Origin of the sequence: Kribbella jiaozuonensis (assembly GCF_005233875.1) — a bacterium.
GTDB classification, from domain to species: Bacteria; Actinomycetota; Actinomycetes; order Propionibacteriales; family Kribbellaceae; genus Kribbella; species Kribbella jiaozuonensis.
Genome location: NZ_SZPZ01000001.1, coordinates 1,036,074 through 1,049,646, shown reverse-complemented (window position 1 = coordinate 1,049,646; position 13,573 = coordinate 1,036,074). Strand labels below are relative to the sequence as shown.

8 protein-coding genes are annotated in these 13,573 nt (G+C 68.7%); 2 read left to right on the top strand and 6 right to left on the bottom strand.

Annotation, left to right across the window (positions count from 1 at the left end):
* Positions 1 to 4 precede the first annotated feature (4 nt).
* Positions 5 to 1,741, top strand: a complete 1,737-nt coding sequence (locus FDA38_RS05030; RefSeq protein WP_137252874.1) for a SulP family inorganic anion transporter — start codon at positions 5 to 7, stop codon at positions 1,739 to 1,741.
* On the opposite strand, the gene FDA38_RS05025 is transcribed toward FDA38_RS05030, so the two are convergent.
* Genes FDA38_RS05025 through FDA38_RS05000 form a run of 6 tightly spaced genes read right to left on the bottom strand, consistent with a single transcriptional unit; the run spans position 1,724 to position 11,248 of the window.
* Entirely contained in the window at positions 1,724 to 2,407 is a 684-nt protein-coding gene (locus FDA38_RS05025) for a sirohydrochlorin chelatase (RefSeq protein ID WP_137252873.1), read from the bottom strand. The two genes, FDA38_RS05030 and FDA38_RS05025, sit on opposite strands and share 18 nt — an antisense overlap.
* Positions 2,404 to 3,528 (bottom strand): uroporphyrinogen-III synthase, encoded by a 1,125-nt coding sequence (locus FDA38_RS05020; RefSeq protein WP_233714527.1) that lies wholly within the window; start codon positions 3,526 to 3,528, stop codon positions 2,404 to 2,406. The genes FDA38_RS05025 and FDA38_RS05020 overlap by 4 nt, the downstream gene beginning before the upstream one ends.
* A complete protein-coding gene (gene nirD, locus FDA38_RS05015) occupies positions 3,521 to 3,838 on the bottom strand; it encodes a nitrite reductase small subunit NirD (RefSeq protein WP_137252872.1) in 318 nt (105 codons plus the stop codon). The genes FDA38_RS05020 and nirD overlap by 8 nt, the downstream gene beginning before the upstream one ends.
* On the bottom strand, positions 3,835 to 7,776 hold the full coding sequence (gene nirB, locus FDA38_RS05010) for a nitrite reductase large subunit NirB (RefSeq protein ID WP_137252871.1): 3,942 nt from the start codon (positions 7,774 to 7,776) through the stop codon (positions 3,835 to 3,837). Before nirB ends, nirD begins: the two co-directional genes overlap by 4 nt.
* A complete protein-coding gene (locus FDA38_RS05005; protein WP_137252870.1) occupies positions 7,773 to 9,875 on the bottom strand; it encodes a molybdopterin oxidoreductase family protein in 2,103 nt (700 codons plus the stop codon). The genes nirB and FDA38_RS05005 overlap by 4 nt, the downstream gene beginning before the upstream one ends.
* Positions 9,872 to 11,248 (bottom strand): MFS transporter, encoded by a 1,377-nt coding sequence (locus FDA38_RS05000; RefSeq protein ID WP_137252869.1) that lies wholly within the window; start codon positions 11,246 to 11,248, stop codon positions 9,872 to 9,874. The genes FDA38_RS05005 and FDA38_RS05000 overlap by 4 nt, the downstream gene beginning before the upstream one ends.
* Before the next feature lie 148 nt (positions 11,249 to 11,396).
* Here FDA38_RS05000 and FDA38_RS04995 point away from each other — a divergent pair, with 148 nt between their 5' ends.
* Positions 11,397 to 13,520 (top strand): MMPL family transporter, encoded by a 2,124-nt coding sequence (locus tag FDA38_RS04995; RefSeq protein ID WP_233714526.1) that lies wholly within the window; start codon positions 11,397 to 11,399, stop codon positions 13,518 to 13,520.
* Positions 13,521 to 13,573 lie beyond the last annotated feature (53 nt).

Below are 13,573 nucleotides of genomic sequence, written 5' to 3'. Positions count from 1 at the left end.
CGACGTGGAACCGTCGGGGTGGCGCGCGTACGTCCCCGGAGCCGAGCTGGCCAGGTCGTACCAGCGATCGTGGTTGCCCAAGGACATCGTCGCCGGCCTGGTGCTGTCGGCGCTGCTCGTACCGCAAGGGATGGCCTACGCCCAGCTGGCCGGCCTGCCGCCGGTGACCGGCCTCTACACGTCGATCCTGTGTCTGCTCGGCTATGCGGTCTTCGGACCGTCCAAGGTGCTGGTGCTCGGCCCGGACTCGTCGCTCGGACCGATGATCGCGGCGACGCTCGCCCCACTCCTGCTGGCGAACGGCGATCCGGCCCGGGCGATCGCACTCGCTTCGATGCTGGCGCTGATGGTCGGTGTGGTGATGGTGGTCGCGGGGCTGGCCCGCTTCGGGTTCGTCGCGGATCTGCTGTCGAAGCCGACCCAGATCGGCTACATGAACGGGCTCGCGCTGACCATCGTGGTCGGTCAACTGGCCAAGCTGTTCGGGTTCTCGATCGATGCCGACGGACTGCTGGCGGAGCTGAAAGCGTTCGTGTCGGGGCTCGCGGACGGGAAGGCGAACACCACGGCCGCGATCATCGGGGTGTGTTCATTGGCCGGCATCCTGCTGCTGAACCGGTTCCTGCCCAAGCTGCCGAGCGTCCTGATCGTGGTGGTGCTGGCCGCCGTCGTGGTCGGCGCGTTCGACCTGCAGTCGCACGGTGTCGACACGGTCGGCGTGCTCCCCGAGGGATTCCCGCCGTTCACGATCCCGCACGTCAGCTGGGACGACGTACCGCCGCTGTTCATCGGTGCGCTGGCCATCGCCGTCGTCGCACTCGCGGACACGATGTCCACGGCCTCCGCGTTCGCCGCGCGCCGCGGCGAACGGGTGCGCGGGAACCAGGAGATGGTCGGCATCGGCACCGCCAACCTCGCGGCCGGGCTCTTCCAGGGCTTCCCGGTCAGCACCAGCGGGTCGCGCACCGCCGTCGCAGAGCAGGCCGGCTCGAAGTCCCAGCTGACCGGTGTCGTCGGTGCCGCGACGATCACCGCGGTACTGCTGTTCGCAACCTCCGTGATGCAGTACGTGCCACAACCGACGCTGGGCGCGATCGTCATCGCGGCCGCTCTGTCCCTGGCCGATGTCGCCGGCACCCGCCGGCTCTGGAAGCAACGCAAGACCGAGTTCTGGTTGTCCATCGCGGCACTGCTCGGCGTGGCCTTGCTCGGCGTACTGCCCGGAATCCTGATCGCGATCGCACTGTCGATCCTGAACGTTTTCAGACGGACCTGGTGGCCGCACGAGACCGAGCTCGGCCGGGTGGCGGGGATCGCGGGTCTGCACGACATCGAGAGCCACCCCGACGCCGACCTGCTGCCCGGTCTGGTCGTCTACCGGTTCGACGCGCCGCTGATCTTCGCGAACGCGCGGATGTTCGGGGAGAAGGTGCGGGAGATCGCCGAGGACGATCCGGACCTGCAGTGGATCATCGTGGCCGCCGAGCCGATCACCGACGTCGACACGACCGCCTCCGACATGCTGCACGAGCTGGACGAGTGGCTCAACGAGCGCGGCATCTCGCTGGTCTTCGCGGAGATGAAGGATCCGGTCCGCGAGAAGATCGAGCGGTACGAGCTGACCAGCACGATCGACCCGCGGCACTTCCTGCCGACGGTGGACGAGGCCGTCGCGGAGTACGTGCGGCAGACCGGAGCAGCCTGGCGGGCCCCGGTCCGGCCGTCAGACGGCGATGGCTGACGAACGGCGGGCGGCGTCGTAGCGCTGCAGGGCAAGCTCGGCCAGCCGGGGATCCGCGCCGAGCGGCGGACCGACGAAACGCGGGCCGGCCAGCCGGCGGATGCGGTTCGCGAAGTACCCGGGAGCCAGCAGGTACGTCGCCACCGCGACGCGACCGTGAACCCGGGAGAGGACGGACGGCAGGCGTTCGCCGATGCCGGAAAGGTAGCCGACGGCAACTGGCCGGTCGATGCGCCGGGCCAGGAGGCCGGCGGTCTCCTCGCAATCCATCAGCGCACGAGAGTCGGACGAACCCGCGGCGGCGAGGACGACCTGGTCGACGCGGGACAGGTCGCCGAGGCGGTCGGCCAGGATGTCCGCGAGGACCGGGTCGGGCCCGAGAGCAGCGGCCGCACGCAGCTTGTGGGGACGACGGGCGGCTTCGGCAGCGATGTCGACGTACACGTGGTAGCCGGAGCTGAGCAGGAGCGGGACCATGACGGCCTCGTCGGTATCGGTCGCCACCCGGCGGGCGAGATCGGGCAGAGCCGGCGTCAGGAGGTCGACGAAGCCCAACGAAACCGGCAGCTCCGGCCGCCGCCGGGCCAGCTCGCGGACCAGTTCGTGTACGACCCGGATACCCCGCGGATCCGCCGTACCGTGGGCCACCGCGACGAGATCCGTCACGACGGCACTCCCGCCGGTTCCACGGCGAGGCGGTAGCCGCGGCGGACAACGGTGCGAACCAACTCGGGCCGACCGACAGCGGTCCGCAACCGGTTGACCGTCACCTCGACAGCATGAACGTCCTCGGCGCCGGGCAACACAGCAAGCAACTCCGGCCTCGACACCACATCGCCACCCGCCGCGACCAGAGCTGCGAGTACGGCGCGCGGCCCCGGTCCGAGCGGCAGTACGACGCCGTCCAGTACGGCCGCACCGCCGCGGATCACCAACAGGCCGAACTCCGTCTCGATCGTCCGGGCGTTGTCATCGGTCAGCCGATCCGTGACGATCCGGATCAGCGCACCTAACCGGAAGCGGTCCGGAACGAGCGGCTCGAGACCTAGCGCGACAAACGGCCCCGCGGTGATAGGCCCGACGCAGGTGTTCAGCACACGTCCCGTCCGCAGCGCCGACACCAACGCGTCGTACTGCCCGGTCAGCGCGGCCGCGTCGAGCATGGCCTGCGCGCCGGGTGCCGACGTGTGGACGACGGCATCAACGGTTCCCGCGCAGATCTGCGAGATCATCCGCTCGACGACAACCGGGTCGGGTGCCGGCCCCCAGCGGTACACCTCCAGCCCGCGCACGGATGCACCCGCCGTACGCAACGCATCTTGCAACGACGGATCCGACAAACCATGCAGCTGTACGACGATCTTCCGGCCGTGCACGCCCTGGGTACGCAACCACTCGACCACCTCGGCCGTCGTCTCCGACCGCGCCGACCAGTGCTCGACCAACCCGGCCGCCCGGATCGCACCGCGCGCCTTCGGACCGCGGGCAAGGATCCGCGACTGCTCCAGCGTGCCCAGCAGATCCGCGGCCAGCCCGGCGGTGTCGGCCGCCTCGACCCAGCCACGGAACCCGACCGCGGTGGTGACCACGACATCGTCCGGCGGGTTCGCGATCACCCGCCGGGTCGCCTCGATCAGCGCATGATCGTCCGCGACCGGCACGATCTGCAGCGTCGGCGCGTGCAGCACCCTCGCGCCGCGCCGCTCGAACGACGCGATCAGGTCTTCCGCACGCCGGTGCGCGGTGATCGCGATCGTGCAGCCGCTCAGCGGCCCGGTCCTAGTCACCGGTGCTCACCACAACCTGCCCGTCGACCACTTGAACGGCGTACACCGGCAGCGAAACCTCCGGATCGTCCAGGCAGGCGCCGGTCCGCAGATCGAAGACCTGCTTGAACATCGGCGAGGCCACCGTCGGTACGTTGCCGCGGCTGCCGACGATGCCGCGGGAGATCACGTTCGCCCCGCTGAACGGATCCTGGTTGCCGAGGGCAAACACTTCGCCGTCGTGGGTGCGGAACAGCGCGATCTGCACCTCCCCGAGCAGCGCCGCGACACCACGCTCCGGCAGCAGGACGTCGTACTCACAGACCCTCATCGGCGTACCTCCAATCGCGGGCCGGCCAGCAGGACCGGCTCGAGCTGACCGCGTTCGGCCGGGCTGGCCGGACGCGGCTGGCTGCGCTCGACGACGTAGCGCAGGTCGGCGTCGGGCTGGTCCGGCGCGTTCACGAACGACACGAACCGGGCCAGCTTCTGCGGATCGTTCAGCGTCGCCTGCCATTCGTCGACGTACGAGTCGACGTGCCTGGCCATCGCCGCGTCCAGGTCGGCGGCGATGCCGAGGCTGTCGTTCAGTACGACGTCGCGCACGTGGTCGAGGCCGCCCTCGAGCTCGCGCATCCACACCGCGGTCCGCTGCAGCCGGTCGCCGGTCCGGATGTAGTACATGAGGAAACGGTCGATGGTCCGGAACAGCTCGTCATCGGTCAGATCGGAGGCGAGCAGCTCCGCGTGCCGCGGCGTCATCCCGCCGTTTCCGCCGACGTACAGGTTCCAGCCCTTCTCGGTCGCGATCACGCCGACATCCTTGCCGCGCGCCTCGGCGCATTCACGCGCGCAGCCGGATACACCGAGCTTGAGTTTGTGCGGCGACCGCAGCCCGCGGTACCGCAGCTCCAGCGCGATCGCCATGCCGACCGAGTCCTGGACGCCGTACCTGCACCAGGTGGATCCGACGCACGACTTCACCGTCCGCAGCGCCTTGCCGTACGCGTGCCCCGACTCGAAGCCGGCGTCGACCAGCCGCTTCCAGATCGCCGGCAGTTGCTCGATCCGCGCGCCGAACAGATCGACCCGCTGCCCGCCGGTGATCTTCGTGTACAGCCCGAAGTCGCGCGCCACCTCGCCGATCGTGATCAGCCCTTCCGGCGTGATCTCGCCACCGGGGATGCGCGGTACGACGGAGTACGTGCCGTCCTTCTGCATGTTCGCCATCACGTGGTCGTTCGTGTCCTGCAGTGTCGCGCGCTCGCCCTCGAGCACGTGACCGGCCGGGTCCAGGCTGGCCAGGATCGACGCGACCACGGGCTTGCAGATGTCGCAGCCGCGCCCGGTCCCGTGCCGCTCGACGATCTCGCTGAACGTCCGCAGCTCGGTGATCCGGACGACGTCGAACAGCTCGGCCCGGCTCAGCGCGAAGTGCTCGCAGAGCGCCTTGCTGACCTCGACGCCGGCCTTGGTGAGCTCTGCGTTGAGCAGGTTCTTCACAATGGGCAGGCACGAACCACAGCTGGTACCCGCTCGTGTCTTCCCACACACGGACTTGATGTCGCCGCACCCGTCACCTACAGCGCACCGGATCGTGCCCGCGTCGACGTTGTTGCACGAGCACACCGGCGCGTCGTCCGGCAGCTCGAGCTGCACCGGCGCAGCGCCCTCGGGCAGGAGGAACGCGGCGGGGTCGGCGCCGAGTTCGCGGCCGACCATCGGGCGCAGTCCGGAGTACGCCGATGCGTCGCCGACCAGGATGCCGCCGAGGAGGGTACGAGCGTCGTCCGACAGCACGAGCTTCTTGTAGACACCGGCGACCGGGTCGGCGTACACGATGTCGAGCGCGCCCTCGGTCGCGCCGAACGCGTCCCCGAAGCTGGCTACGTCGACGCCCAGCAGCTTCAGCTTGGTCGAGGTGTCCGCGCCGGGGAATGTTGCCTCGCCACCTAATAGGCGGTCGGCAACGACCTCGGCCATGGTGTAGCCGGGGGCAATCAATCCCCAGACACGGCCTTCGATACAAGCGACCTCGCCGATCGCCCAGACGCCGGGTACCGACGTACGACAGGCTTCGTCCACGACGACGCCGCCGCGCTCGCCGATCTCGAGACCGGCCTCGCGACCGAGTTCGTCGCGCGGGCGGACGCCGGTCGCGAAGACGACCACGTCGGCCGGCAGATCGGGGCCGTCGGCAACGGCCATTGCGCGGGCGGCTCCTTGGGAGGTGAGTTTGACCCGCTGGCACTGGGTCGCGGTCAGTACTTCGACGTCGAGTCCCTCGATCAACCGGGACAGGGCCGAACCGCCGCCTTCGTCGACCTGCAACGGCATCAAGCGGGGCGCGAACTCGACTACCTTCGTGGTTGCGTCGAGCGCTCGGAGGGCACCGGCTGCTTCCAGTCCGAGCAGGCCGCCGCCGACGACTACGCCGTTGACCTGTTTGCCCTCGGACTTCAGGCGTTCGACGTACACGCGGAGCGCGGCGACGTCGTCGATGGTGCGGTAGACGAAGCAGCCTTGGGCGTCGTTGTTCTTGACGGACGGGATGAAGGCGGCCGAGCCGGTCGCGAGGACGAGTTCGTCGTACCCGATCTGCTCGTTGCGGGCGGTTGTCACCGTCTTGGCTGTCGTGTCGATCGAGGTGATCTGGACGCCCTTGCGAAGGTTGACCGCGGGGTCGTCCCAGAGGTCGGGGTCGCCGAGCGAGAGGTCCTGCGGGTCGCGGCCGGAGAAGTAGCTGGTGAGTGCGACGCGGTCGTACGGGAGCCGCGGCTCCTCGGCGAAGACTGTGATCCGATAGGTGATGTCGGTGTCGCGTTGCCGCAGCGCCTCGACCAGCCGATGGGCGACCATGCCACCGCCGACCACCACAACGTGTTTGGCCTTCTTCAGCTCTGCCATCGTCGCCCTCCTGCTCGGGACTGGTTCGGTCTCGCCGCGCCGGAAGCGGTCGAGCAGTTCGCCGACGGCGCCGGTGCAACTCCCGCACCCGGTCGTCGCCCGCGTCGTGGCGGCGATGCCGTCGACACTGTCGGCACCCCCACGCCAGGCCGCCTCGATCGCGGCCCGGGTCACGCCGTTACACCGACAAACCGCCGGCACCCTCTTCGTCGGTACTTCGGTTGCCGTCAGCAACCCATCCGCAACAACCGGCGTCCCCCGATCCGCCAGCAGAATCAACTCAGCCGCCACCTCCGGCGCCCCCACCACCACCGCCGCCCGCATGATGCCGTCCCGCAGGACGGCCCGCACATACCTACTCCCGTCCTCAAGCCGCACAACCTCGCCCGCTTCGTCCTTGTCCCCAAGAACAAGCACATCCAGCCCACCCGCCGTCAGCCGCACCACCTCAGGCACAAGCCCGAGTGGGTACGCGAACGCGGCGGACGCCGCCGACGGCCCCTCCGGCGCCGGCGCGCTGGCTTGCTGGGCGGCGCTTAGGTGGGTGGCGAGGAGCTCCGCGTGGGCCCAAGCCGAGGCGACCGTTCCGGTCGTGCGGCCTTCTACCTCGGCGCAGTCACCGATTGCGTGGATGCTCGGATCGTCGGGGCTCGTGAGGGTCTGGTCGACGACGATGCCGGTGCGGACTGTAAGTCCGTCCGCCAGCTCCGTACGCGGCCGCACGCCACACGCGACCACCAGCAACTCGCCGAACACCTGCCGTCCGCTGCGCAGGTTCAACCCCCGGAAACGCCCGTCGCGAACGTCCGTCCCGTCCACCGTCGTGTTGAGCAGTACCTCGACACCCAGCCCCCGCACCGCCCGCGTAACCCGCCGCCCCTCCGACGCCCGGATCGTCCTATCCAGCAGGGTTTCCCCGTCATGCACGAGCGTCACCGCAACCCCGCGCTCCCGCAAGGCACAAGCAGTCTCGACGCCAAGCACACCCCCACCCAGCACCACCGCCCGCCGCACCAACCCCGCCGCGTCCACCACCGCCCGCGCATCACCAACCGAACGGAGAAGATGGGCCCCGGACGCAACCGCATCTGGCACCACCGGCTCTGCTCCAGTTGCGAACACCAGTCGGTCGTACGGCCACTCGCGCCCAGCAGCATCAACCACCACGCGGCGAGCGCGATCGACGGCGACCGCGGTGGCCGTCGGCTCATCCCCCATCAGCGGTTCGGCGCGGCCCGCGACGTACTCGGTCAGCCGGCTCCGGTTGTACGACGGCTCGTCGCCAAGCACCGTCACGTCGTACGGCAGCAACTCGGCCAACCGTCGCCCAGCCATCCCGCCGCCGATGATCACCACCCTCATGCCGACACCCCCGCCGCCGGAAGAGCCGCAGCAGTGACCTCAACGGCACACGCCTTGAACTCAGGCATCCCCGACACGGGATCCAGCGCATCGTTGGTCAGCTCGTTGACCGCCTCGACCCCACCGAAGTGGAACGGCACGAACACAGTGTCCGGCCGTACTTCGGTCGTCACGCGCGCCGGCAGCACCATCGATCCACGCGCCGTACGCAACCGCACCGGCCGTCCGTCGCCGATCCCCAACTGCGCAGCCACCCGCGGATGAATCTCCGCGAACACCTCCGGCTCAGCCTCGGCCAACTCCGGCACCCGCCGCGTCTGCGCACCACTCTGGTAGTGCTGCAGCAACCGCCCGGTCACCAGGTAGATCGGCGCATCCGCGTTCAGGTCGTCCGCCACCGGCCGGTGGTCGACCGCCACCACATGAGCCCGCCCGTCAGCCGTCGGGAACCCGTCCGCGAACAACCGCGGCGTACCGGGATGTCCTTCGCCAGGCACCGGCCAGAACAACGCCTCCCCGGCGTCCAACCGCTCCCACGTGATCCCCGAGTAGTCGGCCCGCCCACCCGCACTAGCCCGCCGAAGCTCCTCAAAGACCTCCCCCGGATCAGTCGAGAACCCTTTACTACCAAGCCTTTCAGCAAGCCCCGCGAACACCGCAAGATCGCTCCGCACCTCACCCGGCGGCGCGACCGCGGCACGCCGACGAAGGACGCGACCCTCGAGCGACGTCATCGTCCCGTCCTCTTCGGCCCACTGCGTCACCGGAAACACCACATCCGCGAGCAGCGCTGTCTCGGACGGCACCACGTCCGCAACCACCAACAACTCCAACGAAGCGAGCCGCTCACGCACGGAGGCAAGGTTCGGCGCCGACACCAGCAGATTGCTTCCGTGCACCATCAACGCCTTCGGCCCGTCCGCCTGTCCGAGCGAGTTGATCAGCTCAACCGCACTCTTCCCAGGCCCGGGCAGGTCCTCCACGCCCCAGACCCGCATCAAGTGCTCACGAGCCGCAGGATCACTGATGCTCCGATAGCCAGGCAACTGATCCGCCTTCTGCCCGTGCTCCCGACCGCCCTGCCCGTTCCCCTGCCCGGTGATGCACCCGTACCCGCTCCCCAACCGACCGGGCAGTCCAAGCGCCAGCGCGAGATTGATACAAGCCGTCACCGTGTCAGTGCCCTTGCTGTGCTGCTCAGCCCCACGCCCCGTCAGGATGAACGCCCCGGCGCCACCATGCACCGGTGCAGCAGCAGCCAGCACCCGCGCAGCCCGGCGGATGGTTGCGGCAGGTACGCCGGTCACCCGCTCAGCCCGCTCCGGCCACCAGGAAGCCGTCGACCGAATCAGCAAGTCAGGGTCATCGACCCGTTCGGCCAGATAAGCGGTATCGGCAAGGCCTTCCTGCAGGATCACGTGCGTCAGTGCGAGCACGAGCGCCAGATCCGTGCCGGGCGTCGCCTGCAGGTGGATACCGCCGTCATCCTCGGTCAGCCCAGCAGTGGCGGAGCGACGCGGGTCGACGACCAGAAGCCCACCCGCGTCCCTCGCGCCTTGTAGATGCGTGACTGCCGGCGGCATCGTCTCCGCGATGTTGCTGCCGACCAGCAGGATCGCTCCCGCACCACCCAGATCAGCCAACGGGAACGGCAGTCCCCGGTCGATCCCGAACGCCCGGTTCGTCGCGGCTGCCGCCGACGACATACAGAACCGGCCGTTGTAGTCCACGTTCGCCGTCTTCAACGCGACCCGGGCGAACTTCCCGAGCGCGTACGCCTTCTCGTTCGTCAGCCCACCGCCACCGAACACCGCCACCGCGTCCGGACCGTGTGCCTGCTGCAACGACTTGATGCGCGAGGCAACGAAATCCAGCGCGGTGTCCCAACTCGTCTCGACCAGTTCGCCCGCGGCGTTGCGGATCAGCGGCGTGGTGAGTCGATCCGGCACCGTGAGTACGTCGGCAGCCGTCCAGCCCTTGCGACACAGCCCGCCTCGGCCGGCGGGCCGCACCTCCACGGCACCCGGTCGCGCGACCGGGTGCAGCGTGGTGGCGCACTGCAGAGCGCAGTACGGACAGTGAGTGGGGACAGAGCTCACACGCGCTCCTGGCTGAGCGGGCCGCCCTTGCGGAGGTAGCAGAAGTACGTCACCGCCAGGCACAGCACGTAGAACCCGCAGAACACGTACAGCGCCGGGATCAGCGATCCGAAGTGGCTCGTCGACATCGCGAACCCGCGCGGTACCAGGAACCCGCCGTACGCGCCGACCGCCGACGCGATCCCGATGCACGCCGCCGCCTCGCGCCGCGCCCGGCCCAGGTCGCCCGGAGTCGTCAGCCGGAACACGGCCGGGATCATCCGGTACGTCGACCCGTTGGCCGCACCGCTCGCCACGAACAGGACGAGGAAGCTGATCAGGAACGCCGCGAAGCTCCCCGACTTCAGCGACACGATTGCCGCGAGGATGCCGAGGCCCATCACCACGAACGAGCAGACCGTGATCCACGCGCCGCCGACCCGGTCGGACAGCTTGCCGCCGAACGGCCGCGCGACCGATCCGACCAGCGCGCCGAGGAACGCGAAGTGCGCCGGCGTGACGTCCGGGAACGTGGTCTTGATCAGCAGCGGGAACGCCGCCCCGAAGCCGATGAACGACCCGAAGGTACCGATGTAGAGGAACGAGATCACCCAGGTGTGCGGGCGCTTGGCCGCGGCGATCGACGTACGGAAGGAGGAGTTCGCCACCGAGAGGTTGGCCATCACCTTCCAGGCCCAGAACGCCGCCAGCACGACCAGCGGCAGCCACATCAGGCCGGCCCGGTTCAGCGACAGGCCCGCGCCGGCGACGATCACTATCGGCACCACGAGCTGGACGACGGCGACGCCGAGGTTGCCGCCGGCCGCGTTGATGCCGAGCGCGAAGCCCTTCTCCTTCTCCGGGTAGAAGAACGAGATGTTGGTCATGCTGCTCGCGAAGTTGCCGCCGCCGACGCCAGCGGTCGCCGCGACCAGCGCCATCAGCCAGAACGGCGTGTCCGGCCTGGTCATGAAGTACGCCAGACCCACGGTCGGGATCAGCAGGAGGAGCGCGGAGAACACCGTCCAGTTCCGGCCGCCGAAGCGCGGTACGGCGAACGTGTACGGCAACCGCAGCGTCGCGCCGACCAGACTCGGCAGCGCGACCAGCCAGAACAGTTGGTTGGTGTCGTAGCTGAAGCCGGCCTTGGGCATCGACACCACGACGATGCTCCACAGCTGCCAGACAGAGAAGCCGAGGAACTCGGCGAAGATCGAGGGCCAGAGGTTCCGCCGCGCGATCGCACGGCCCTTCCCGGCCCAGAACGTGGCGTCCTCGGGATCCCAGACGTCGATCCAGCGTCCGCGCCGCGGCGCCTCGACGGTCCCCACGGTGCCCACGGTGCCCTGGGCGTCTGTAGTGGTGACGGTCTTCGGTCCTGCCTCGAGCGTCATCGCAAGTCTCCGATCATCCGACCTCATCGATTAGGCCTGGACGTTATGACCGGGGTGTTTCCGCGTAGTCATCTTGTTGTTACGCCGCCGAAACGGCTCCCGCACACCCATTGCCGGGTGGTGAGAGGTCGCAGGTACTCTGCCCAGCGTGAACCGATGGACGTGGCGGGCGGCCATTGCCGCAGTACTGATCGGCTGGCTGGTGCTGGGCGCCCTGGGCGGCCCGGCGGTGGGGAAACTGAGCGAGGTCCAGCAGAACGACAACGCAAACTTCCTCCCGAAGCAGGCCGAGTCGACGTTGGTGGCCAACGAGTCGGCGAAGTTCGTCGACTCCAAGGCCCTGCCGTACTTCGTGCTGATCGAGCGTGAATCCGGTATCACCCCGGCGGACCTGGAGGCGGCCAAGGCCTTCATCGCCCGGATACCCGGCCTCGACATCGGCGACGGGAAGAAGCTGGGTTCGTACCTGACCGCTCCGGTCGCGGCCCCGATCCCGTCGGAGGATCACCAGGCGCTGCTGATCACCGTCCAGACGAACGGCGACCGCGCGGACGAGGTGGTCAAGCAGGGCACCACTGTGCTCTTCGCGGTCGCCGACACGCTGCGGAACGACATCAAGCAGAACCTCACACCGACCGGTCTGCAGGTGTACGTCACCGGTCCGGGCGGCGTGTTCGCGGACTTCGTCGTCGCGTTCAGCGGGATCGACGGGATCCTGCTCGGGGTCGCGCTGGCGGTCGTGTTCGTGATCCTGCTGATCGTGTACCGCAGCCCGATCCTGCCGATCGCCGTCCTGTTGACCGCGGTGTTCGGCCTCGCACTCGCCGCGTTGGTGGTGTATCCGCTGGCGAAGAACGGCGTACTGCAGCTGAATGGTCAGAGCCAGGGGATCCTGTTCATCCTGGTCGTCGGAGCCTCGACCGACTACTCGCTGCTGCTCGTCTCTCGTTACAAAGAGGAGTTGCACGACTACGAGAGCAAGTTCGAGGCGATGCGGGTCGCGTGGCGGGCGTCGATCGAACCGATCGCGGCCAGCGCGGCGACAGTCATCCTCGGTCTGCTCTGCCTGCTGCTCTCCCAGCTCGGCAGTACGAAGGGTCTCGGCCCGGTCGGCGCCTTCGGGATCGCCGGCGCGTTCATCGCGGCGATGACGTTCCTGCCCGCGATCCTGCTCGCGTTCGGCCGGCGGATCTTCTGGCCGTCGATCCCGCGCGTCGACCACGTCCACTCGCGTGACCAGGTCGGCGGAAAACGCCTCTGGGGCCGTATCTCCGGGCTCGTCGGCCGGCACTCCCGCCGGGTCTGGGTGATCAGCGCGCTGGGGTTGCTGGCGTGTGCGGCGTTCCTGCCGACGTTCAAGGCGAGCGGGACCTCGCAGGAGGATCTGTTCCTGAACAAGGTCGAGTCCGTCACCGGACAGCAGGAACTGGGCAAGCACTTCGACGCAGGCGCCGGTACGCCGGTGCAGATCCTCACGCCGGTCGCGCAGGCGGATCAGGTGGTCCAGACCGCGCTGAAGGTCGACGGTATCGGCGCGGCATCCGCCTCGGTCGCTCCCGGCGTACCGCCGAAGGTCGTCGACGGGAAGGTGCTGGTCCAGGCGACTCTCAAGGTGCCGGCGGATTCACCGGAGGCGACGAAGGTCGTGAAGCACCTGCGATCTTCGCTGGACGCGGTCAGTCCGGACATCCTGGTCGGCGGCAACACCGCGATCAACCTCGACGTACTCGACGCCGCGCAACGAGATTTGAAGGTGATCATCCCGACGATCCTCGCGGTGATCTTCGTCGTACTGATGCTGTTGCTGCGGTCGCTCGTCGCCGCCGTACTGCTGGTGATCGCGAACGTGTTGTCGTTCGGCGCGACGCTCGGGGTGAGCGCGCTGATGTTCAACCACGTCTTCAAGTTCCCCGGCGCCGACCCCGGGATCCCGCTCTACGCCTTCGTCTTCCTGGTTGCCCTAGGCATCGACTACTCGATCTTCCTGATGACCCGCGTCCGCGAGGAATCCCAGGAACACGGCACCAGACCCGGCATCCTGATAGGCCTGGCCGTCACCGGCGGCGTCATCACCTCAGCCGGCGTGGTCCTGGCCGCCACCTTCTCCGCCCTCGCCGTCCTCCCCATCCTCTTCCTGGCCCAAATAGCCTTCATGGTCGCCTTCGGCGTCCTCCTCGACACCACAGTCGTCCGCTCCCTCCTGGTCCCCTCCCTGGCCCACGACATCGGCCCCCGAGTCTGGTGGCCCAGCAAACTGGCGAAGGGGAAGTAGGAAGAAGACAAAACAAAGAGGAGAGAGAAACGCGAAGGTTGCCTTCGTTGCGA